Here is a 21,300-nt window from a genome sequence, read left to right as displayed (position 1 = left end):
CTCCCATGGAGTTCCAGGACGTCGTCCGCCGCCGCAAGATGGTCCGCAACTACACCACGGAGCCGGTCGACCCGGCGGTGGTCGACCTGGCGCTGCGCAACGCGACCCGGGCTCCGAACGCCGGCTTCAGCCAGGGCTGGGCGTTCCTCGTCCTGGACACGCCCGAGGACACCCGCCGCTACTGGGCCGCGACCGCGGACGACGTCGAGCGCCCCGACGCCTGGCTGGCCGGGATGATGAAGGCCCCGGTCGTGATCCTGCCGTGCTCGAGCAAGGCGGCGTACCTGCGCCGCTACGCCGAGCCCGACAAGGGCTGGACCGACCAGGACGAGGCGCGCTGGCCGAAGCCGTTCTGGGACATGGACGCCGCGATGGCCGCGCTGCTGATCCTCCAGACCGCGACCGACCACGGCCTGGGCTCGTGCTTCATCGGCGTCCCGACCGACCGGCAGGACGCCGTACGCGCGGAGTTCGGCATCGACCCCGACTACGACCCGGTCGGCGTGGTCACCCTCGGCCACGCCGCGGAGACGACCGGCGCCGCCGGCTCGCCGGCCCGCCGGCCGCGGACGCCGATGGCCGAGCTGGTGCATCGCGGGACCTGGTGACACGACCCCAGTCCAGCGGCGCGACCGCGCGCGGTCAACGACCGCACGGCACCGCGGGTCTCGCATCCGAGACGGTCGGGGACGACTAGCCTCTCGCCGTGACGACCGATCGCGCAGTCGCGAAGCTGCAGGCCCTGGTCCGCATCCCGACCGTGTCCCACCGCGACCGGGGCCTGGTCGACACCGCCGCGTTCGACGCGTTCGTGGCCGAGCTCGCGCGCCAGTTCCCGCTGCTCCACGAGCGGCTCGAGCTGACCCGCGTCGACAGCCACGGGCTGCTGTTCCGCTGGCCCGGCCGGCGCGCCGACCGGCCGGTCGTGCTGATGGCCCACCTCGACGTCGTACCGGTCGAGGAGGACGCGCCGTGGCGGCACCCGCCCTTCGGCGCCGAGATCCACGACGACGCGGTCTGGGGCCGCGGCACGCTCGACGACAAGGGTGCACTGGTGGCGATCTGCGAGGCGGTCGAGACGCTGCTCGAGCAGGACGTCACCCCCGCGCAGGACGTCTGGCTGTCCTTCGGCTGCACCGAGGAGGTCTCCGGCGAGTCGGCGCCGCTCGCCGTCGCCGAGCTGGAACGGCGGGGGGTCCGGCCGTGGTTCGTCGTCGACGAGGGCGGTGCGATCGCGGCCGAGGCGTTCCCCGGCGTGGCCGCGCCGCTCGGCGTGGTCGGCGTGACCGAGAAGGGCGTCACCTCGCTCGAGCTGCGCGTCGACGGCCGCGGCGGGCACGCCTCGACGCCGGCCCGCAACGGCCCGACCGCCCGGCTCGCCCGCGCCATCACCCGGCTCGACCGCCACCCGATGGCGGCGAGCGTCCCGGACCCGACCGTCGAGCTGCTGCGCCGGATGGCGCCGCACGCGTCCACGGCCCTGCGCCCGCTGATGGCCAACGCCGGCCGGCTCCGGCCGCTGCTCACCCGGGTGCTGGTCGCGGCCGGCCCCGAGCCGGCGGCGATGACGCGGACGACGTTCGCCGTGACGACGCTGTCCGGGTCGCCCGCGCTCAACGTGATCGCCAGCACCGCGCGGGCCGGCGTGAACATCCGGATCATGGTCGGCGACACGGTCGCGACCGTGCTCGACCACGTCCGGAAGGTCGTCGACGACGACGAGGTGCAGGTCACCGTGGTCGAGTCGAGCGAGCCCTCGCCGATCTCCCCGAGGGACGACGCCTTCGAGCTGATCGAGTCCACGATCGCCGAGGTGTTCCCCGACGCGGTGCCCACGCCGTACGTCATGATGGCCGCCACCGACTCGCGGTTCTTCACCCGGATCTGCTCCCGCGTCTACCGGTTCGCCCCGTTCCGGATGACCAAGGCGCAGCGCGAGTCGATCCACTCGTACGACGAGCACCTCGGGATCGAGGCCTTCCTCGACGGCGTGCGGTGGTACCGCCGCCTGATCGAGAGGATCCCCGGATGAGCGTCACGTCCGACCCGCGGGTGCGTGGCCTGGCCGCGATCGTCGGGTTCCTGGTCTGCGTGGAGCTCGCGAGCGGCGTGCTGCAGGGCTTCTACACGCCGATCTACAGCGACATCGCCGACCACCTCGACGTCAAGGACGCCGACGTCAACTGGTTCGAGGCGGCGCAGCTGATCGTGTCCGCGCTCGTCGTGCCGCCGCTCGCCCGGCTCGGCGACCTGGTCGGCCACAAGAAGGTGCTGCTGCTCTCCACCGCGGTGACGGCGCTCGGCTCGTGGATCCTGGCGTTCGCGCCGTCGTTCACGACGTTCCTCATCGGGTTCGCCGTCCAGGGCGCGTACGTCGTGTGGCTGCCGCTCGAGGTCGCGATCATCCACCGGCGGACGGCGGGCACCGGCCGGCAGAACCTGCTCACCCGCCGCGCCGCCGGCGTCCTGGTCGGCGCGCTCGAGCTCGCGGTGATCATCGGCGCGGTCACCAGCGGGGCGCTGGTCGAGGCGACGTCGATGACCTTCCTGCTGATGCTGCCCGCGATCGTCGTGACGGCGGTGCTGGTGGTGATCTGGTTCGGCATCGAGGACCTGCCCGGTACGTCGACCGGCGGGCTCGACCTCGGTGGCCTCGCGCTGCTGACGGCCGCGCTCGGCCTGGTGATGGGCGGCCTCATCGTGATCCGGCTGGACGGCCCGGGCAGCGTCCTGGCCTGGGCGCTCGTCGTGCTCGGCCTGGCCGTGCTGGTTCCGTTCGTCCGGTACGAGGAGGCCCAGGAGCAGCCGGTCGTCGACATCGGGCTGCTGCGCGCGCCCGGCCAGTGGCCGGTGCAGCTGACGGCGTTCCTGTTCGGCATGTCGGTGCTCGGCGCGCAGATCCCGCTGTCGACGTTCGCCCGTACCGACCCGGCCGTCGCCGGCTACGGGCTCGGCGCGACCGCCGGGTTCGTGTCGACGCTGATCGGCGTCTACGTGATCTTCCTGGCCCTCGGCGCGTTCACGCTGCCGCTGACGACACGCTGGCTCGGCCCGCGCGGCGCGCTGGTGACGTCGTCGCTGCTGGTCGCGCTCGGCTACGCGTTGTGGCTGCCGTTCCACGACCACACCTGGCAGGCGCTGGTGAACATGGCGATCGCCGGGGTGGGCTCCGGCGCCCTGGTCGCCGCACTGCCCGCGACCGCCGCCGCGGCCGCCCCGCCCGAGCGCACCGGCTTCGCCACCGGCATGACCAACGCGACCAAGACCGTCGGCGGCGCGCTGGCCTCGGCGATCTTCGCGATCGCGCTGTCGGCGACCGGCTCGATCGCGGACCCCGAGAAGGGCCACGCCCCGCTGTCCGGCTACCTCACCGTCTGGGCCGTCTGCGCGGCCGCCGCCCTGCTCGCCGGCCTCGCCCTCCTCATGCTCCCCCGGCACGTCGCCGAGGAGCCGACCCCGGTCCTCCGGTAGGCGGTTATCGTCGAAGGGTGCCCGAGCGCGAGGAGCGGCCCGAGGAGGACCGGGATGCCAGCCGTGCGGCGGCGCGAGCGCGGATCCAGCAGCAGCAGACGTGGGTGGACCTGCAGATCCGCCAGGCCATGGACCGCGGCGACTTCGACAACCTGCCCGGCGCCGGCAAGCCGATCGAGGGGCTGGGCGAGCACCACGACCCCGACTGGTGGCTGAAGAAGCTGGTCGAGCGGGAGCGGATCACCGTGCTCCCGCCGAGCGTCGCGCTGCGCAAGGAGGACGCCGAGCTCGACGCGACGCTCGACCGGCTGTTCTCCGAGCGGGAGGTCCGCGCGCACGTCGAGGACTTCAACGAGCGGGTGATCCGCGCCCGCTACTCGCTGCACCCCGGCCCGCCGCTGATCACGATGCCCCGCGACGTCGACGCGACGGTCGCCGCCTGGCGGGAGCGGCGCGACGCCCGGCGTACGCCCCGGCGCGAACCCGCCGCACCGCCGCCCAAGCGGCACTGGTGGAATCGTCGTAGGAGTCGTCCCGAGGGAGGGTCATGAAGAACGTCGGTGTGGTCGGTGGCGGGCTGATGGGGTCCGGCATCGCCGAGGTCAGCGCGCGGGCCGGGCAGGACGTGGTGGTCGTCGAGTCGTCCGAGGAGGCCGCCAAGGCCGCGCTCGGCCGGCTGGAGCGGTCCCTGGAGCGGGCCGAGGCGAAGGGCAAGGTCGCATCGGCCGCCGAGGTCCTCGACCGGATCCGGGTGGTCACCGACCTGGACGCCGTCGCCGACCGCGAGGTCGTCGTCGAGGCGATCGTCGAGGACGAGGCCGCGAAGGTCGCGCTCTTCCGCCAGCTGGACGCCGTCGTGACCGACCCCGACGCGATCCTGGCCTCGAACACCTCGTCGATCCCGATCATGAAGCTCGGCGTGGTGACCTCGCGGCCCACGCAGGTGGTCGGCATCCACTTCTTCAACCCGGTGCCGGTGCTGCAGCTGGTCGAGCTGGTGCCGTCGCTGCTCACCTCCCGCGAGACCACCGAGCGGTCCCGGGCCTGGGTCGAGCAGGGCCTCGGCAAGCAGGCGATCGACTGCCAGGACCGGGCCGGGTTCGTCGTCAACGCGCTGCTGATCCCGTTCATCCTCTCCGCGATCCGCATGTTCGAGTCCGGCTTCGCCTCCGCCGAGGACATCGACCGGGGCCTGGTGCTCGGCGCCGCCCACCCCCAGGGGCCGCTCGCGCTCGCCGACCTGATCGGCCTGGACACCACCAAGGCCGTCGCCGAGTCGCTGTACGAGGAATTCAAGGAGCCGCTGTACGCCGCGCCGCCGCTGCTGCAGCGGATGGTCGACGCCGGGCTGCTGGGCCGCAAGACCGGGCGCGGGTTCTACACCTACGCCTGACTGTCAGATCCGTCATACCGACGGGTAGCGATCTGCTGTTACGTTCCGCCCCATGAGCGGATCCCGCAGCGCGAAGGACTTCTTCCGACCCCTGGCGGTGGGGGCGCCCACGCCTCTCACCGAGATCCCGGCGCGGCCCAGCCGGGCGATCCACTTCTTCGACCCGAGCAACCCGAAGATGGCCGCGAAGGTGCCGGACATGGTCGGCACCGTCGACGTCCTCCTCGGCAACCTCGAGGACGCGATCAAGGCCGACAACAAGGTCGCCGCCCGCGAGGGGCTCGTGGAGATCGCGAAGAAGACAGAGTTCGGTGCCACGCAGCTGTGGACCCGCATCAACGCCCTGGACAGCCCGTGGGCGCTCGACGACCTGACCACCCTGGTCCCCGCGATCGGCGACAAGCTCGACGTGGTGATGGTGCCGAAGGTGCAGGGCGCCGAGGACATCCACTACGTCGACCGGCTGCTCGCGCAGCTCGAGGCGAAGGCCGGGCTGGACCGGCCGATCCTGGTCCACGCGATCCTCGAGACCGCCCGCGGCATGGCGAACGTCGAGGAGATCTGCGGCGCCAGCCCGCGCATGCAGGGTGTCTCGCTCGGCCCCGCCGACCTGGCGGCCGACCGGCGGATGAAGACCACCCGCGTCGGCGGCGGCCACCCCGGCTACCTGGTCCGCGAGGACCCGCCCAGCGAGAACGGCGTCGCGAACATCGAGGCCACGCGCGCGACGTTCCAGCAGGACCTCTGGCACTACACGATCGCCCGGATGGTCGACGCCTGCGCGATGCACGGCATCTACCCGTACTACGGCCCGTTCGGCGACATCGCTGACGTCATTGCCTGCGAGGACCAGTTCCGCAACGCCTACCTGCTCGGCTGCGTCGGCGCGTGGAGCCTGCACCCCAAGCAGATCGCCATCGCCAACAAGGTCTTCAGCCCCAGCGTCGAGGACGTCGCGCACGCGCGCCGGGTGGTCGCCGCGATGGGCGACGGCACCGGCGCGGTGATGCTGGACGGCAAGATGGAGGACGACGCCTCCCTCAAGCAGTGCCTGGTGATGGTGGAGCTCGCCGAGCAGCTGGCGGCGATCGACCCCGAGCTCAAGCAGGCCTACGAGGGGATCACCGCGTGACCGAGTTCGTCCCCCTCCGCAGCGTCCTCTACATGCCGAGCTCCAACGAGCGCGCGCTGGAGAAGGCCAAGTCCATCGCGTGCGACGGCCTGATCCTCGACCTCGAGGACGCCGTCGCGCCGGACGCGAAGCCCGCGGCCCGCGAGGCCGCGTGCGCCGCCGCCGCGAGCGGCGAGTACGGCCGGCGTACCGTCACCATCCGCGTCAACGGCATCGGCACCGAGTGGCACGACGCCGACCTCGAGGCCGCGGCGGCGGCCGGCCCGGACGCGGTCGTCGTCCCGAAGGTCAACAGCGCCGCCGAGGTGCGCCAGCTGGTCGACGCCCTCGAGCGGTACGGCGCCCCGGACCACACGACCCTGTGGGCGATGGTGGAGACGCCGGTCGCCATCCTCGACGCGCTCGCCATCGCCCGCGCCAGCGAGCGGCTGAGCACGCTGGTGATGGGCACCAACGACCTGGTCAAGGAGCTGTACGCCGAGCACGTGCCCGGCCGCGCCCCGATCCTGCCCAGCCTGCACACCGCCCTGCTGGCCGCGCGCGCCGCGGGCATCGCGATCCTCGACGGCGTCTACAACGACGTGAAGGACACCGACGGCTTCCTCGCCGAGTGCCGCCAGGGCCGGGAGATGGGCTTCGACGGCAAGACCCTCATCCACCCCGGCCAGGTCGAGGGCGCCAACGAGGCGTTCGCGCCCAGCGCCCAGGCGGTCGAGGACGCGCGCGGCCTGATCCAGGCGTGGGAGGACGGCCGCGGCGCCGGCGTGGTCACCTACCAGGGCCGGATGGTCGAGAACCTCCACGTCGAGTCCGCCCGCCGCACGCTGGCCATCGACGAGGCGATCCGCGCGCTGGGCTGACCACCGCAGGTTTGCCCCGTCGATGGGGCGGGGTACGGACCTCCCGAGACTCTGACAGGGAGGTAGCAAACCATGGTGATTCTCGGTCTGATCCTGTTGATCATCGGCCTGGTGGCGCACATTCCGGTGCTCACCACCATCGGCGTGATCCTGCTGATCGTCGGCCTGATCCTGAACCTGGTGCCGATGGGCGGCACCCGGCGGAGGGTCTACTAGCCGGCTAGTCCTGACCTCGCCGGAGCTGCTCGTCGAGCCACAGCTTCACGCTCCCGAGCACTCCGGCGACGTCGTGCACCATCCTGCCCAGCGCGTCCTGGCTCTGGCGGAACGCGTCGGAGTAGCTGCGCGCCGCCTCGGCCGCGGCCTCGCTGACCTTCGCCTGGTCGTCGTCCTGCCGGCGCGGGTACTCGCCCGCGAGGATCCGCGTGTACTCGCCGGAGTCGACCCACTTGCGCAGCTCGGTCGCGCGCACGACCGCGAACGGGTGCGAGCGGTTCTCGACCAGCAGCAGCTTCAACACCGAGTCGCGCAGGTCGGCGTCGTCGTACTCCGCGCCCTGGGCGAAGAACGACGTCGTGTCGAGGTCGTCGAGGTGGCCGCCGCTGGCCAGCTGCATGTGCACGCGGAACGCCGTCGCCGGGTCCTGGGTCGCCAGCAGGCCGGCCCGGTCGGCGGACAGCTCCGCCTTGCGCGACCACTCGTACAGCGCCGCCATGATCGCGCGCAGCCCGAGGCCGCCGGCCGGGATCGCGGAGAGCACGCCGCTGAGCTGGATCATCCGATGCAGCAGGGTCTGGTAGACCGCGTGCCCGCTCATCGCGTGGCCGAGCTCGTGCGCGATGACGAACCGCAGCTCCTCCTCGTCGAGCAGGTCGACGACGCCGGAGTTGAGCACGATGAACGGCTTGTTCATGCCGATCGTCAGGGCGCCGAACGCCGGGTTGGCGACGACGTACAGCTCGGGCAGCTCCGGCGCGTCCAGCGTCCGGCCGACCTCGCCGAGGATCCGGTGCAGGCGGCTGAACTGCCGCTCGTCGGCGCGCACCGCCGAGCCCAGGAACACCAGGCGCACGGCGCGCTCGTTGAAGAGCCCGGACATCGCCTTGAGGATCGTGTCGAAGCCCTTGAGCTTGCGCAGCGCCACCAGGGCGCCGCGGTCGGCGGGGTGCTCCCAGGCGCGGGAGCTGATGTCGGTGAGCGTGGCGCGGGACCGAGCCGGCTGGGTGGTCACGGGCTCACTCTAGGGTCGGAACCCGCACGCCGCGGGCCTTTGCCACCTCGGCCGCCCGCTCGTAGCCGGCGTCGACGTGCCGGATCACGCCCATGCCCGGGTCGTTGGTGAGCACCCGCTCGATCTTCTCGGCCGCCAGCGCGGTGCCGTCGGCGACCGTCACCTGGCCGGCGTGCAGCGAGCGGCCCATGCCGACGCCGCCGCCGTGGTGGAAGGACACCCAGGTGGCGCCGGAGGCCGTGTTCACCAGCGCGTTGAGGATCGCCCAGTCGGCGATGGCGTCCGAGCCGTCGAGCATGCCCTCGGTCTCGCGGTACGGCGAGGCGACCGAACCGCAGTCGAGGTGGTCGCGGCCGATCACGATCGGGGCCTTGAGCTCGCCCGACGCGACCATCTCGTTGAACTTCAGCCCCGCGAGGTGGCGCTCGCCGTACCCGAGCCAGCAGATCCGCGCCGGCAGGCCCTGGAAGTGCACCCGCTCGCCGGCCATCGTGATCCACGTCCGCAGCCGCTCGTTGTCGGGGAACAGCTCGAGGATCGCGCGGTCCGTCGCGGCGATGTCGGCCGGGTCGCCGGACAGCGCGGCCCAGCGGAACGGGCCCTTCCCCTCGCAGAACAGCGGCCGGATGTACGCCGGCACGAAGCCCGGGAACTCGAACGCGCGGTCGTAGCCGCCCTTGCGCGCCTCGTCGCGGATCGAGTTGCCGTAGTCGAAGACCTCGGCGCCCTTGTCCTGGAACTCGACCATCGCCCGCACGTGCACGGCCATCGAGGCCCGCGCCTCCTTGGTGAAGCCCTCCGGGTCGGCCTCGCGGCGCGCAGCCCACTCCTCGAACGGCACGCCCACCGGGAGGTAGAACAGCGGGTCGTGCGCCGAGGTCTGGTCGGTGACGATGTCGACCGGTGCGTCCATCTCCAGCAGCCGGGGCAACAGCTCGGCGGCGTTGCCCAGCACGCCGATCGACAGCGGCCGGCGCTCGTCCCGGGCGGCGACCGCCATCTCCACGGCCTCCTCGAGCGACGACGCGCGGACGTCGAGGTAGCGGTGGTCGATGCGTCGCTGGATCCGCGAGTCGTCGCACTCGATGCAGATCGCGACGCCGTCGTTCATGGTCACGGCCAGCGGCTGCGCGCCGCCCATGCCGCCGAGCCCGGCGGTCACCGTGATCGTGCCCGCGAGCGTGCCCCCGCTCCCCTTGATCCGGCCAGAGGCCGCGAGCTTGTCGGCGACCGCCGCGAACGTCTCGAAGGTGCCCTGCAGGATGCCCTGGGTGCCGATGTAGATCCAGGAGCCGGCCGTCATCTGGCCGTACATGGTCAGGCCGAGCTCCTCGAGCCGGCGGAACTCCTCCCAGTTCGCCCAGTCGCCGACCAGGTTGGAGTTCGCGATCAGCACGCGGGGCGCCCACTCGTGGGTCTTCATCACGCCGACCGGCTTGCCGGACTGCACCAGCATCGTCTCGTCGTCACCGAGCGTGGTGAGGGTGCGCACCAGCGCGTCGTACGCCTCCCAGCTGCGGGCGGCCTTGCCGGTGCCGCCGTAGACGACGAGGTCCTCCGGGCGCTCGGCGACCTCGGGGTCGAGGTTGTTCATGAGCATCCGCAGCGGCGCCTCGGTCTGCCACGACCGGGCGGTCAGCTCGGTGCCCCGGGGGGCACGCACGTTCCTGGAACCAGTAGTCATGAGAGGTCTCCGATCACGGACTCGGCGGCGGATACGACGGCGCCCGACGCGACCAGCCCGACGGCGGTCTCGATCTCGGGCGAGAGGTGGCGGTCGGGGCCGGGGCCCTCGATGCCGGAGGAGCGGAGCAGCCGGACCACCGCACCGGTGGCCGGCGACGGCTGCAGGGGCGCGCGCAGGTCGAGGGCCCGCGCGGCGGTGAGGACCTCGATCGCGACCACCCGGGTGAGCCCGTCGACGGCGCGCCGCAGCTTGCGGGCGGCCGACCAGCCCATCGACACGTGGTCCTCCTGCATGGCGCTGGAGGGGATCGAGTCGACCGACGCCGGCACCGCGAGCCGCTTGAGCTCGGAGACGATCGCGGCCTGCGTGTACTGGGCGATCATGTGGCCGCTGTCCACGCCCGGGTCGTCGGCGAGGAACGGCGGGAGCCCGTGGTTGCGGGCCTTGTCGAGGAAGCGGTCGGTACGCCGCTCGCTGATCGACGCCACGTCCGCGGCGACGATCGCGAGGAAGTCGAGCACGTACGCCACGGGCGCGCCGTGGAAGTTGCCGTTGCTCTCGACCCGGTCCCCGAGCACCACGGGGTTGTCGATCGCCGACGCGAGCTCGCGCCCCGCGACCGCCGCGGCGTGCTCGACGGTGTCGCGGGCGGCGCCGTGCACCTGCGGGGAGCAGCGCAGCGAGTAGGCGTCCTGCACGCGGTTGCACTCTGTCGGACTTCCTGGGGTGCCGCGGTGCGAGGCGACGACGCCCGAGTCCGCGAGCAGCGCGACCAGGTTGGCGGCGGACCGCGCCTGACCGGGGTGTGGCCGGATCGCCTGCAGCTCCGGGGCGAACACCCGGTCGGTGCCGAGCTGCGCCTCGACCGACATCGCGGCCGCGACGTCGGCGGTCCGCAGCAGCATCCGCAGGTCCTCGATCGCCAGCACCAGCATGCCGAGCATGCCGTCGGTGCCGTTGATCAGCGCGAGGCCCTCCTTCGCGGCGAGCTCCACCGGCGCGAGACCCGCGGCGGCGAGCGCCTCGGCCGCCGGCACCAGCGCGCCGGCGGCGTCCCGCACCTCGCCCTCGCCCATCAGCGCGAGCGCGCAGTGCGACAGCGGCGCCAGGTCGCCGGAGCAGCCCAGCGAGCCGTACTCGCGCACCACCGGCGTGATGCCGTGCGCGAGCAGTCCCGCGAGGAGCCGGGCGGTCTCGAGGCGGACGCCGGTGTGGCCGGTCGCCAGCGTCGACAGCCGCAGCAGCATCAGCGCGCGGACCACCTCGCGCTCGACCTCGGGGCCGGAGCCGGCCGCGTGCGAGCGGACCAGCGAGCGCTGCAGCTGCGCCCGCATCCCCGGGGGGATGTGCCGGGTCGCGAGCGCGCCGAAGCCCGTCGACACGCCGTACACCGGGGTCTCGGCCGCGGCGAGCTCCTCGACGACCGCCCGGGCCCGCGCGATCGCCGCGACGGCGTCCTCCCCCAGCACCACCGGGGCGGCCTCCCGGGCGACCGCGACCAGCTCCGCGAACGACACCGGGCCGGTGCCGACGACCACGTCCTCACTCATGCCTGTCATCCTCACCGCGGCCCCGGCCGGTCACCAGATCCGCGCACCGACCCGGTGTCTCGCATCCGAGACATAAGTCACGCCGCCATAACGCGAGTATCGAGGGGGACGTTGGGGAACAAAAGGCACTAAGACGACTCGGCGTCGGGGGCCTATCACCAGGGGACGCCGCCAACGGACATCAGGGAGCTGAACCAATGCGACGCGTGACCACAACGGTGGTAGCACTTGCCACGACATCCGCCCTCTCGATCGCCGGCCTGGGAGCAGCGCAGGCCGCGACGACCGGCAGCGCCGGCAGCGTCGAGCGCGCGGCCGGCCGCGACGCCGGCTTCGCCCTCAAGGCGGCCGGCTACGGAACCCGCGCCAGCGGCGGCCAGGTGCCCGCCGGCTCGCGCGACACCGCCTTCATGGCGATCGGCTGCGGCACCAAGGTCGGGATGGAGCGGGAGAACCACGAGGCCGAGGCCACCCTGCCGGGCGGCGCGGGCACCGCCAGCGCCATCCGCACCGACCTGTGGACCGTCCGCAGCAAGGACGGCGGCGTCCACTCGTACTCGCGCAACCGCACCGCGAAGATCGTCCTCGCGCAGAGCGGGCTCGGCGAGGTCCAGATCTCCGCCGTCACCTCGCTCTCCCACGCGTGGCACGACGGCCAGGGGTTCCACGCCGAGACCAAGGTCACCGTCGGCGACATCGAGTTCGTCCCGCCGAGCGGCGACCCGCAGCACTTCGAGATCCCGACGCCGGGCCAGCCCATCGAGATCCCGGGCCTGGCCAAGATCACCGTCGGGCAGTCCAAGAAGTCCGTCACCAGCGCCGGGGCGACCGCGGAGGCCAACGCGCTCCGCGTGACGTTCCTGCCCTCCGCGACCCGGCTCACCGTCGGTCACTCCGCGGCCCAGGCGCTCGACGGGATCAAGCACGGCACCTTCCACGGGTTCTCCACCGGCACCCGCTCCACGGCCGCCGACGACAGCATCACCAGCGGGCGGACGCCGCTGTCGCTGCTGCCCTGCCAGGGCACGAACGGCAAGCTGCGCACCAAGGCGATCGCCGACGTCAACCTCGGTGACCAGATCGTCGTCCAGGGCCTGCGCAGCCAGCAGAAGGCCTCGCAGTTCCCGGGCAAGAGCGTCGCCATGGAGCGCGGCACCGTCGCCAGCATCAACCTCGGGGACGGCCAGCTCGTCGTCGACGGCATCATCGGCCAGGCCAACGTCACGCGCAGCGGCTCCGGCGGCGTCACCTCGGACATCAAGGGCACCACGCTCGGCACCATCACCGCCAACGGCGAGCCCCAGTCGTTCCCCGACTCGGACGTGATCGAGATCCCGGGCGTCGCCAAGCTCGAGCGCAACATCGTCGACAAGACCAAGTTCGGCATCTCGGTGATCTCGCTGCGGATCACCCTGCTCGACGGCCGGGCCGCGGTCATCGACCTGGGCGTCGCCCAGGCCCGGATCCGCTGACGGCTTTCTCACACACCACTCCACGAGACGCGGCGCCGCGCGTCGTACCGGGGCGAGTTGACTGGGTCGGGTGACCCAGGCCCTCGCTCCCGCGTACGACGTCGGCGCCGCTCGTCGTTGGGCGATGCTCGCCGCGAGCACGCTGGCCCAGGCCGCGACCGCGGTGATGATCCACGGGCCCGCGTTCCTCATCCCGGCGCTGCACGCGACCGGCCTGAGCCTCGCCGAGGCCGGCCTGGTGGCCGCCGCGCCGACCGTCGGCGTGATGCTCACGCTGGTCGCCTGGGGTGCGGTCGCGGACCGGCGCGGTGAGCGGTTCGCGCTGCTCACCGGGCTGGCCGCCACCGCGGCCGCCGGGCTCGGCGCGGCGCTCTCCGACGGCACCGCGCTGCTCGCGGTCACCCTCTTCCTCGCCGGCGCGGCCGCCGCCAGCACCAACGCCGCGGGCGGTCGCGTCGTGGTGGGCTGGTTCCCGGCCGGCCGGCGCGGCCTGGCGATGGGCATCCGGCAGATGGCGCAGCCCGCCGGCGTCGGGATCGCGGCGATCTCCATCGCCGTGGTCGCCGACCGGTCCGGCCCGCACGCGGCGATCTGGGTGCCGACGATCGCCTGCGCGCTGGCGGCCGTCGTCGTCGCCCTGGTGGTCGTCGACCCGCCGCGGCCGGCGCGGACGGATCCGGCGGCGACCGCGAACCCCTACCGGCGGGACTCCTACCTCGCCCGCATCCACGGCGTCTCCGTGCTCCTGGTCGTGCCGCAGTTCCTCGTCTGGACGTTCGCGCTCGTCTGGCTGGTGCAGGAGCGCGACTGGTCACCTGCCGCGGCCGGCGCGGTCGTCGCCGTCGCGCAGGTGGCCGGGGCGCTCGGCCGGATCGCGGTCGGGCACCTCTCCGACGTCGTCGGCGGGCGGATGCGCCCGCTGCGCTGGGTGTCGGTCGCCGCCGCGATCACGATGGCGCTCCTCGGCCTGGCCGCGGCCGCGGACCTCGCGATCGCCGTCCTGCTCGTGGTGGTCGCGACCCTGGTGACGGTCGCGGACAACGGCCTCGCGTTCACCGCGGTCGCCGAGCGGGCCGGGCCGTTCTGGTCGGGACGTGCCCTCGGCGTCCAGAACACCGCGCAGTTCCTCGCGGCGTCCGCCGTACCGCCGGTCGCCGGCCTGGCGGTCACCCACGCCGGGTACGCCGCGACGTTCGCGCTCGCCGCGCTCTTCCCCCTGGTGGCCGTGCCGCTCGTGCCGGTCCGCGAGGAGCGTGAACTCGCCTGAGGGCGGGTACGCCCGGCGTATGGAACTCTCCCTGCTGCTCATCGTGCTGGCCGTGCTCGTGGTGCTGGCGATCGTGATCGCCGCCGCCGCGACGATGCGGACCAAGCGGCGCGACGAGCGGCGCCGCCAGCAGGCGCAGGCCCAGCAGCTGCGGACGCAGGCCGCCGCCCGCGAGCCCGAGATCGATGCGGCACGCGACGAGGCCGCCGCGGCCGAGGCCCGCGCGGAGGTCGCCCGGGCGGAGGCGGAGCGCGCCGAGCAGCAGGCCGCCGAGGCCCGCCAGGGCATGCTGCACGAGGAGGCCCGCCAGGAGGACGCCCTGCGCGCGGCCGACGAGATCGACCCGCAGGGCAGGCACCGGGCGCCCTAGTGTTTGCGCCATGAGTCAGGTGCCCGCCGCGACCAGAGCGCTGCGGGTGCTGAGGTTCCTGGCCGGCCAGCCGGATCCGGTCCCGCTCGACCGGATCATGCGCGCGTGCGAGCTGCCGCGCAGCACGACGTACCACCTGCTCCACGCGATGGAGGCGGAGGGCTTCGTGGTGCACCTCGCCGACGAGCACCGGTTCGGGCTCGGGCCGGCGGCGTTCGAGCTCGGCAGCGGGTACGCGCGGCAGGAGCCGCTGCAGCGCATCGCCCGCCGCCCGCTCGCCGACCTCGTCGACCGCACCGCGCAGTCGGCGCACCTGGCGATCCTGCACGGCCGCGAGGTCCTGTACGTGATCGAGGAGCGCGCGCCCGGGCGGCCGCCGCTGGTGACCGACGTCGGCGTGCGGCTGCCCGCGCACCTCACCGCCAGCGGCCGCGCGATCCTGGCCCGACTGCCGGCCGGGCAGGTGCGGGCGCTGTACCCGTCGGCCGCGCACTTCGTCGACCGGCACGGCCGGGGCCCGGCCACGCCGAGCGCCCTGCGCACGCTGCTGTCCGACACCCGGCAGCGCGGGTACGCCGTCGAGGACGGCGAGGTCACGCCCGGCCTGGCCAGCGTCGCGGTGGCCGTGCTGGACCACAACCGGCACCCGGTGGCCGCCGTGGCGGTCACCTACCCCGACGACGCCGACGACGCCACGGACCTGCCGGACGCGGTCGCGGACACCGCCGCCCAGCTCACCCGCCGGATCAGCGGCACCCGGTGAGCGCGCGCCTCGGCCTGGCCCAGATCTGCCTGGCGGGTGTCCTGTGGGGCACCGGCGGGCTGGCGGTCCGCGTGCTCCGGGACGCCGAGCCGCTCTCGATCGTGACGATCAGCGCCTGGCGGATGCTGATCGGCGCGGTGTTCCTGCTGGCCGTCGTCGCGCTCGCCCGGCAGGCCGGGACACTGCGCGACCTGCTGCGCCACCAGCCGGCGCGCGTCGCAGCGGTCGGTGTCGCGACGGCGGCGTACCAGGCGCTGTACTTCGCCGGCGTGGTGGCGGTCGGGGTGACCGTCTCGACGGTCGTCAGCCTGGGGCTCGCGCCGGTGATCGTCACCGTGGTCGAGAGCGTGCGCCGGCGCCGGTCCCCGGACGCCGGCCACCTGCTCGTCCTGGCCGCCGCCCTGGCCGGCCTGGTCCTGGTGAGCGTCGCGGCCGGGTCGGCGGGGGGACCGCACCCCGTCCTCGGCGTGCTCGCCTCGGTCGGGTCCGGGACGGCGTACGCCCTGACGACGCTGGTCGGCCAGCGGCTCGTGGGCTCGACGCAGCCGTTGAGCCTGGCCACGGCGAGCACCGCCGTCGGGGCGGTCGCGCTGGCGCCGCTCACGCTCGTGACCGGCGTCGGCGGGTCCGCACTCGCCGATCCGGTGGTGAGCGGCACGCTGGTCTACCTCGGCGTGCTGACGATGGCGATCGCGTACCTGCTCTTCTACGCGGGGCTGCGGACGGCGCCGGGCAGCTCCGCGGTCATCGCCACGCTCCTCGAGCCGCTGACCGCCGCGGTCCTCGCCGCTGCCGTCCTCGGCGAGCGGCTCGGCGCCGCCGGCATCCTCGGCGGGGTGCTGATCCTGGCCGCGGTCGCGGGGCTCGGCCGGAAGCCGGTCGTCCCGCCGGGCTAGACCTCCGTTCGCGCGGCTCGTGCGCCGGGAACCATCACCGGGTCACGGTCCGGTCGTTGGACCGGCACTCGTCCGCGAAGGAGTCCGCCGGTGACCGACCGACCCACCTCCCGCCGCCTGGTCTGGGCCGTCCTGGCCGGCACGACCGCGGTGGCCGTAGCGATCTCGCTCGGCGGCGCCAGCGGCCTGCGGCCCGGCGGGCTGAACCAGCGCTACGCCTACGCGCAGAACGCGCTCGGCCAGGTCAAGGCCGACAAGAACGCGATCTCGCGGGCCGGCGAGTTCGGCGACCTCACCCGGGACCCGACCACGGCAGCAGACAAGCGGGCGGCCGCGGCGTACGTCGAGCGGGAGCGCGCGCTCCCGGACCCGCCGCTGACCACCGCGCCGGTGCTGGCGAAGCACCGCCTGCACCCGCAGAACCGCTACGCGCTCGCCAACGGCTGCTACCAGCTGACGCCCGGCGGCGAGCCGCTGTTCTTCAAGCCGACCGACCTCGGCAGCTACCTCCTCTACGACGCCGACCGGCGCTTCGTGGTCGCCGGCGGCGACCGGCCGGACCAGCCGGGCGACGCGACGGTCTGGCGGATCGTCCGCTCCGGCCCGGGCCGCTACTCCTTCCGCAACGGCGGCGCCGCCCTCGAGGTCGACGGCGCCACCAGCTTCCGCCCGACCCGCACCACCGGCTGCACGGCGTACCCGGAGTCGCAGATCGGCGTGCGCGGCCGGCCGCACGCGGGCGTCACGCCGTTCCAGGAGGTCCGCGGGTACGTCGACGCGCACACCCACGGCATGGCCTTCGAGTTCCTCGGCGGCGACGCCCACTGCGGCAAGCCCTGGGACCGGTTCGGCGCGCCGTACGCGCTGGTCGACTGCCCCGACCACACCACCACCGGCGGGTACGGCGGGGTGCTCGAGTCGGTGCTGTCCGGGAAGCCGCACCACGACCCGGTCGGCTGGCCGACGTTCAAGGACTGGCCGGCGCCGGACTCGCTCACCCACGAGGGCACCTACTACCGCTGGCTGGAGCGGTCCTGGCGCGGCGGCCAGCGGATCTTCGTGAACCTGCTGGTCGAGAACAACCAGCTGTGCCAGATCTACCCGATCAAGCACAACTCCTGCGACGACATGGACTCCATCCGCCTCCAGGCGAAGGACATGTACGCGATGCAGGACTACATCGACGCCCAGTTCGGGGGGCCGGGCAAAGGCTTCTACCGGATCGTCGTCAACCCGTGGCAGGCCCGGAAGGTGATCAACGCCGGGAAGATGGCCGTGATCATGGGCATCGAGACCAGCGTGCCGTTCGGCTGCACGTTCAAGGCGATGCCCGGCGGCGACCAGCCCGCCTGTGACGTCGACGACATCGCGCGCCAGGTCGAGCAGGTCAAGAGGATGGGCGTCCGGCAGATGGAGCTCGTCAACAAGTTCGACAACGCGCTGTCCGGCATCGCCGGCGACGAGGGCGAGGTCGGCGTCGCGGTGAACTCCGCGAACTTCCTCGAGACCGGCACCTACTGGGACATGCGGCACTGCGACCCCGACGTTCCCGGCGCGCACGACCACAACCAGCTCGCGGCGCCGGACATCAGCGCCGGCCAGCAGGACGCGCTGTTCGGCGCGGTCGCCGAGCTGTTCGGCCCGCTGAACCTGCCGGCCGCGCCGGTCTACCCGCCGCCGGACCACTGCAACGAGCGCGGCCTGACGACCCTGGGCGAGTACACGATCCGCAAGCTCGCGCAGGAGCACATGATCTTCGACCCCGACCACATGAGCGTGAAGGCGCGGACGGCCGCGCTCGACCAGGTCGACGAGATGGGCTACCACGGCATCGTCTCCAGCCACTCGTGGTCGACGCCGGACGCCTACCCGCGGATCTACGCCGACGGCGGCTTCATCACGCCGTACGCCGGCGACTCGACCGGCTTCGTGGAGAAGTGGCGGACGCACGTCGGCTGGGCGGACCCGCGCTACTACTGGGGCATCGGGTACGGCGCGGACATGAACGGCCTCGGCGCGCAGGGCGACCCGCGCGGCGCCGACGTGCCCAACCCGGTGACCTACCCGTTCCAGGGCCTCGGCGGCGTGACGATCGGCCAGCAGCACGCGGGCGAGCGCGTCTACGACATCAACGTCGACGGCGTCGCCCAGTACGGCCTCTACCCGGACTGGATCCAGGACCTCACGAAGGTCGCCGACGCCGAGCACGCCGGCGACGGCGCGAAGATCGCCGACGACATGGCGCGGGGCGCCGAGGCCTACCTCCAGATGTGGGAGCGGGCCGAGGGCATCGCGCCCGACTCGTGCCGCAACCCCGAGCTCCGCAAGCCGGTCTCGCGGATCGGCGCGCTGCTGCACCGCGGGATGACCACGAAGCAGGTGATGGAGGCGGTCGGGCAGCCCTACGAGCGACTCGGCTCGACGTACCGCTTCTGCGCCCGGACGGCGAGCGATCCCGAGGTGATGATGGTGGTGGCGTTCTCGCCGGGCGGGAAGGTCACCGGCCTCCAGCGGGCCTGAGATCGGTCCGACCGAGCCTGGCCGCTCCTCAGAGCGGCAGCTCGACAAGAAGGGTCGTGCCCCGACCCGGGACGGACTCGATCCTCAGCGAGGCCTCGATGAGCGCGCACCGCTCGGCGATCGAACTCAGCCCGAAGTGTTGCGTCCCGTCGGCGTCCAGGGCCCGGGCGGTACGGCGATCCGCCGGGTCGAAGCCCTTCCCGTCGTCGGCACAGCCGAGCACGATCGAGTCTCCGACCCGGCGCACCGAGAGCACGACCCGGTCCGCCTCCGCATGCTTGACCGCGTTGGCCAGGGCCTCCTGGGCGATGCGGTACAGCGCCGCGGCGGCGTGGTCGGGGATGCCGTCGAGCGCAGCTGCCGGATCCACGAGCAGCTCGATGGCGGACCCGTCCTGCCCAGCCGTCGCGGTCTGGACGAGCGACTCCAACGCGGCGACGAGACCGAGGTCGTCGAGCACGAGGCTGTGCAGACCGGAGATGGCGGCGCGCGTCTGGTTGTACGCCAGGTCGGCCAGCTCGCGGGCGCTCACGAGCTCGGCACGGGCGCGCTCCAGCACGGGTGTCGTCATGTCCGAGGCCGCTGCCAGCTCGGACACCGTGAGGTCGGCCGCGGAGAGGTGGAACGACATCGAGGCCAAGGCGGTGGTCACGCCGTCGTGGAGATCGAACGCGATGCGGCGACGCTCCGCCTCCTGTGCCGAGATCGCCTGCTTGATCAGCCGGTCGCGTTCCGTGCGGTGCTGGTTGACGGCCCGCCACAGCCTCTCCGCGTGCAGCCGCAGGCCGATCACCGACGCGTACGGCTCCACTCGAGCCACGTCGTCCTCGACGAAGGGGCGCTCGGTGCTCCGGTGTGCGGCCAGGACGCCGACGACGCACTCCTCGAGCCCCCGAAGCGGCACACACATCCGGGCAACGGTCTGGTGCGGCTCGAGCCGGAGCAGCTGCCGGTGCAGGGCGTTGCGCGGGGAGTCCTCCACGAGCAGGACGGGTGAGCCGTTGCGCGCAACCAAGCCGGTGACCCCGAAGCCGACCGGCAGCCTCAGCGACCCGGCGGACGGATGCGTCGGCCACATGTCCGCGATCGTGAGGTCCTGGCCGTCGCTGGCGAAGAGCAGCACGCCCTCGGCGTCGAGGAGCCGCGCGAGGTCCTCGGCGCCGAGGGCCGCCCCGGCTGCGGGGCTCAACGGAAGAGTCCCTCACGCAGCGCCACCGAGATCGCGCCGCTGCGGTCGGAGACCCCGAGCTTGCGGTACAGGCCGCGGATGTGTGTCTTGACGGTGTCTTCGCTGACGACCAGCTTGCTCGCGACGCCCTTGTTCGAGTGGCCCGACACCAGCAGCTCCAGCACCTCCGACTCGCGCTGGGTGAGGCCCAGGTGCGCTCCCGGCCAGAACTCACCGGAGCTGAGCCGCGCCGCCGAGAGGGCCACGCGTCCGGCCAGCGCATGGTCGACGACCGTCTCACCCTCGCGGACGCGACGCAGGTGTCCGACGAGCTCCTGCCCGTCGATGCGCTTGAGGATGTAGCCGGAGGCCCCGACACGAAGTCCCTGGAAGAGGTAGTGCTCGTCGTCGTACACCGTGAGTAGAACGACCTTGGTGTCCGGGTACTGCGTCGTGATCTGCTTGCAGAGGTCGAGGCCGCTCTCCTTCCCGATCCGGACGTCGCACAGGACCACGTCAGGGGACTCCTCGGCCACCAGCGTCAGCGCGGCAGCGGCCGTCGTCGCCTGCCCGACGATCTGCACCTCGTCGGGAAAGTGTCCGAGCATCGCGTCCAGCCCGTGCAGCACCATCTCGTGGTCGTCCACCGGGACGAGACGCAGGGGGCGCTTGGGCGGGACCGGCATGCGGCCAACGGTAGTGCGGGTCATCACGACATCCCGCCGTCCCAGGGGAATCTCACCCGTGGCCCCACCCACCAGGGTGAGTGCACCGCCCTGCCCGGGCGGGTGAGTGGGCGGGTGAGGCGGATTTCATCCTTGTGCGCTTGTGAAGGGGGTCCAACACTCGGAGCACCTTGCTCTCGCCTTCGAAAGGTGCACCGATGCCGACCCTCTTGCACGAAGTCGAGGCCCGCCAGACAGCCCTGCTGGGCCTCCTCGAGCGCGCAGCGAACCGCGACTCCGGCGCGGATCAGCCCGGAGAGATGCGGGTCAACGCGGACCGGTTCCTGGCAGCGACCAGCCGGCACCTCGCCGCCAGCACCGGGGTGCTGCTCCCTGCCGTGAAGGACCACCTGGCCGGCGGCGGCGGTGAGGTCCGTGACTTCGCGCGTCGATGCAAGCGGCTCGAGCGGACCCTGGTGACGGCCCACGCCAAGTTGTACGGCCAGGCCCAGTGCACGTCGGAACCGTGGAGTTCCGTGTGGTCCACGGTGGGCGACCAGCTGGCGCAGACGGCCCGGGCCGAACGACGGCTCGTGGCGACGCTCGGTGAGCACCTGGACAGCGAGACCGAGGCCCGCCTGCGTCATCGCTTCACCAGCACGGTCGGGTCCTCGCAGACCCGCCCGCACCCACACCTGCCCCATACCGGCGTCGCGGGCCGGGTGGCCCGATGGCTCTGCGGCAAGATCGACCTGGTGTGGGACGAGCTGCAAGGGCGCGTGACCTCGGAGGCCCGACCCCTGGTCCGGACGCCGGACAACACCGCCTGACCCGCCTGACCCGCCTGGCCGCGGG

The 21,300-nt window shown here is 73.0% G+C and carries 20 protein-coding genes; 15 read left to right on the top strand and 5 right to left on the bottom strand.

Translation table 11 applies throughout. The features are described from left to right. Positions 1–5: 5 nt before the first annotated feature. The 8 genes from ABD086_RS01995 (at position 6) to ABD086_RS01960 (ending at position 7,072) form a co-directional block, all read left to right on the top strand. On the top strand, positions 6–608 hold the full coding sequence (locus tag ABD086_RS01995) for a nitroreductase family protein (protein WP_343905161.1): 603 nt from the start codon (positions 6–8) through the stop codon (positions 606–608). 98 nt (positions 609–706) lie between these two features. Then, positions 707–2,032 (top strand): M20 family peptidase, encoded by a 1,326-nt coding sequence (locus tag ABD086_RS01990; RefSeq protein WP_343905159.1) that lies wholly within the window; start codon positions 707–709, stop codon positions 2,030–2,032. After that, positions 2,029–3,471, top strand: a complete 1,443-nt coding sequence (locus ABD086_RS01985; protein ID WP_343905157.1) for an MFS transporter — start codon at positions 2,029–2,031, stop codon at positions 3,469–3,471. The genes ABD086_RS01990 and ABD086_RS01985 overlap by 4 nt, the downstream gene beginning before the upstream one ends. Before the next feature lie 17 nt (positions 3,472–3,488). Beyond that, the gene (locus ABD086_RS01980; RefSeq protein WP_343905155.1) at positions 3,489–4,022 is read left to right on the top strand and encodes a DnaJ family domain-containing protein; all 534 of its coding nucleotides are present in this window, start codon (positions 3,489–3,491) and stop codon (positions 4,020–4,022) included. After that, positions 4,019–4,864, top strand: a complete 846-nt coding sequence (locus ABD086_RS01975; protein WP_343905153.1) for a 3-hydroxybutyryl-CoA dehydrogenase — start codon at positions 4,019–4,021, stop codon at positions 4,862–4,864. The genes ABD086_RS01980 and ABD086_RS01975 overlap by 4 nt, the downstream gene beginning before the upstream one ends. A 52-nt stretch (positions 4,865–4,916) precedes the next feature. Beyond that, a complete protein-coding gene (locus ABD086_RS01970) occupies positions 4,917–5,996 on the top strand; it encodes an HpcH/HpaI aldolase/citrate lyase family protein (RefSeq protein WP_343905151.1) in 1,080 nt (359 codons plus the stop codon). Beyond that, entirely contained in the window at positions 5,993–6,856 is an 864-nt protein-coding gene (locus tag ABD086_RS01965; protein WP_343905149.1) for an HpcH/HpaI aldolase/citrate lyase family protein, read from the top strand. Before ABD086_RS01970 ends, ABD086_RS01965 begins: the two co-directional genes overlap by 4 nt. A 72-nt stretch (positions 6,857–6,928) precedes the next feature. Beyond that, entirely contained in the window at positions 6,929–7,072 is a 144-nt protein-coding gene (locus tag ABD086_RS01960) for a hypothetical protein (protein ID WP_343905147.1), read from the top strand. Between the two features lie 4 nt (positions 7,073–7,076). Here the strand turns inward: ABD086_RS01960 and ABD086_RS01955 are convergent, their stop codons facing one another. The 3 genes from ABD086_RS01955 to hutH are packed head-to-tail and all read right to left on the bottom strand — an operon-like array spanning position 7,077 to position 11,324. Continuing rightward, the gene (locus ABD086_RS01955; RefSeq protein ID WP_343905145.1) at positions 7,077–8,087 is read right to left on the bottom strand and encodes a M48 family metallopeptidase; all 1,011 of its coding nucleotides are present in this window, start codon (positions 8,085–8,087) and stop codon (positions 7,077–7,079) included. A 4-nt stretch (positions 8,088–8,091) separates the two neighbouring features. Then, positions 8,092–9,771 carry a urocanate hydratase gene (gene hutU, locus ABD086_RS01950; protein ID WP_343905144.1) on the bottom strand — a complete coding sequence of 560 codons (1,680 nt, stop codon included), beginning with the start codon at positions 9,769–9,771 and terminating at the stop codon, positions 8,092–8,094. After that, positions 9,768–11,324 (bottom strand): histidine ammonia-lyase, encoded by a 1,557-nt coding sequence (gene hutH / locus ABD086_RS01945; protein WP_343905143.1) that lies wholly within the window; start codon positions 11,322–11,324, stop codon positions 9,768–9,770. Before hutH ends, hutU begins: the two co-directional genes overlap by 4 nt. Before the next feature lie 206 nt (positions 11,325–11,530). Here hutH and ABD086_RS01940 point away from each other — a divergent pair, with 206 nt between their 5' ends. From ABD086_RS01940 to ABD086_RS01915, 6 genes are all read left to right on the top strand, one after another. Then, complete coding sequence (locus tag ABD086_RS01940; protein WP_343905142.1) at positions 11,531–12,796, top strand: choice-of-anchor P family protein; 1,266 nt, start codon at positions 11,531–11,533, stop codon at positions 12,794–12,796. A 70-nt stretch (positions 12,797–12,866) separates the two neighbouring features. Continuing rightward, positions 12,867–14,063: an MFS transporter gene (locus tag ABD086_RS01935; protein ID WP_343905141.1), complete on the top strand. Its 1,197-nt coding sequence runs from the start codon at positions 12,867–12,869 to the stop codon at positions 14,061–14,063. A gap of 19 nt (positions 14,064–14,082) precedes the next feature. Continuing rightward, entirely contained in the window at positions 14,083–14,433 is a 351-nt protein-coding gene (locus ABD086_RS01930; protein WP_343905140.1) for a hypothetical protein, read from the top strand. A gap of 10 nt (positions 14,434–14,443) precedes the next feature. Beyond that, complete coding sequence (locus ABD086_RS01925; RefSeq protein ID WP_343905139.1) at positions 14,444–15,196, top strand: IclR family transcriptional regulator; 753 nt, start codon at positions 14,444–14,446, stop codon at positions 15,194–15,196. Next, entirely contained in the window at positions 15,193–16,092 is a 900-nt protein-coding gene (locus ABD086_RS01920) for a DMT family transporter (protein ID WP_343905138.1), read from the top strand. Before ABD086_RS01925 ends, ABD086_RS01920 begins: the two co-directional genes overlap by 4 nt. Positions 16,093–16,182: 90 nt before the next feature. Beyond that, the gene (locus tag ABD086_RS01915) at positions 16,183–18,612 is read left to right on the top strand and encodes a hypothetical protein (protein WP_343905137.1); all 2,430 of its coding nucleotides are present in this window, start codon (positions 16,183–16,185) and stop codon (positions 18,610–18,612) included. 28 nt (positions 18,613–18,640) lie between these two features. Here ABD086_RS01915 and ABD086_RS01910 read toward each other — a convergent pair whose 3' ends face one another. Both ABD086_RS01910 and ABD086_RS01905 read right to left on the bottom strand, forming a co-directional pair. Further along, a complete protein-coding gene (locus tag ABD086_RS01910) occupies positions 18,641–19,801 on the bottom strand; it encodes a GAF domain-containing sensor histidine kinase (protein WP_343905136.1) in 1,161 nt (386 codons plus the stop codon). Then, positions 19,798–20,466 (bottom strand): response regulator, encoded by a 669-nt coding sequence (locus tag ABD086_RS01905; RefSeq protein ID WP_343905135.1) that lies wholly within the window; start codon positions 20,464–20,466, stop codon positions 19,798–19,800. The genes ABD086_RS01910 and ABD086_RS01905 overlap by 4 nt, the downstream gene beginning before the upstream one ends. A gap of 197 nt (positions 20,467–20,663) precedes the next feature. On the opposite strand from ABD086_RS01905, the gene ABD086_RS01900 reads away from it, so the two are divergent. Beyond that, positions 20,664–21,275: a hypothetical protein gene (locus ABD086_RS01900; protein ID WP_343905134.1), complete on the top strand. Its 612-nt coding sequence runs from the start codon at positions 20,664–20,666 to the stop codon at positions 21,273–21,275. Positions 21,276–21,300: the final 25 nt, after the last annotated feature.

The sequence above is a fragment of the Nocardioides aquiterrae genome (assembly GCF_039526625.1).
GTDB lineage: Bacteria > Actinomycetota > Actinomycetes > Propionibacteriales > Nocardioidaceae > Nocardioides > Nocardioides aquiterrae.
The sequence above is the reverse complement of the archived record's forward strand: the minus strand, read 5'-3'. Positions and strand labels throughout refer to the sequence as shown.

What these genes read in the sequence shown, in the direction of transcription:
- ABD086_RS01930 (WP_343905140.1), top strand. Translation starts at nt 14,083, where the DNA reads ATGGAACTCTCCCTGCTGCTCATCGTGCTGGCCGTGCTCGTGGTGCTG.
- ABD086_RS01985 (WP_343905157.1), top strand. Translation starts at nt 2,029, where the DNA reads ATGAGCGTCACGTCCGACCCGCGGGTGCGTGGCCTGGCCGCGATCGTC.
- ABD086_RS01925 (WP_343905139.1), top strand. Translation starts at nt 14,444, where the DNA reads ATGAGTCAGGTGCCCGCCGCGACCAGAGCGCTGCGGGTGCTGAGGTTC.
- ABD086_RS01995 (WP_343905161.1), top strand. Translation starts at nt 6, where the DNA reads ATGGAGTTCCAGGACGTCGTCCGCCGCCGCAAGATGGTCCGCAACTAC.
- hutH (WP_343905143.1), bottom strand. Translation starts at nt 11,324, where the DNA reads ATGAGTGAGGACGTGGTCGTCGGCACCGGCCCGGTGTCGTTCGCGGAG.
- ABD086_RS01905 (WP_343905135.1), bottom strand. Translation starts at nt 20,466, where the DNA reads ATGCCGGTCCCGCCCAAGCGCCCCCTGCGTCTCGTCCCGGTGGACGAC.
- ABD086_RS01970 (WP_343905151.1), top strand. Translation starts at nt 4,917, where the DNA reads ATGAGCGGATCCCGCAGCGCGAAGGACTTCTTCCGACCCCTGGCGGTG.
- ABD086_RS01900 (WP_343905134.1), top strand. Translation starts at nt 20,664, where the DNA reads ATGCCGACCCTCTTGCACGAAGTCGAGGCCCGCCAGACAGCCCTGCTG.
- ABD086_RS01960 (WP_343905147.1), top strand. Translation starts at nt 6,929, where the DNA reads ATGGTGATTCTCGGTCTGATCCTGTTGATCATCGGCCTGGTGGCGCAC.
- hutU (WP_343905144.1), bottom strand. Translation starts at nt 9,771, where the DNA reads ATGACTACTGGTTCCAGGAACGTGCGTGCCCCCCGGGGCACCGAGCTG.
- ABD086_RS01975 (WP_343905153.1), top strand. Translation starts at nt 4,019, where the DNA reads ATGAAGAACGTCGGTGTGGTCGGTGGCGGGCTGATGGGGTCCGGCATC.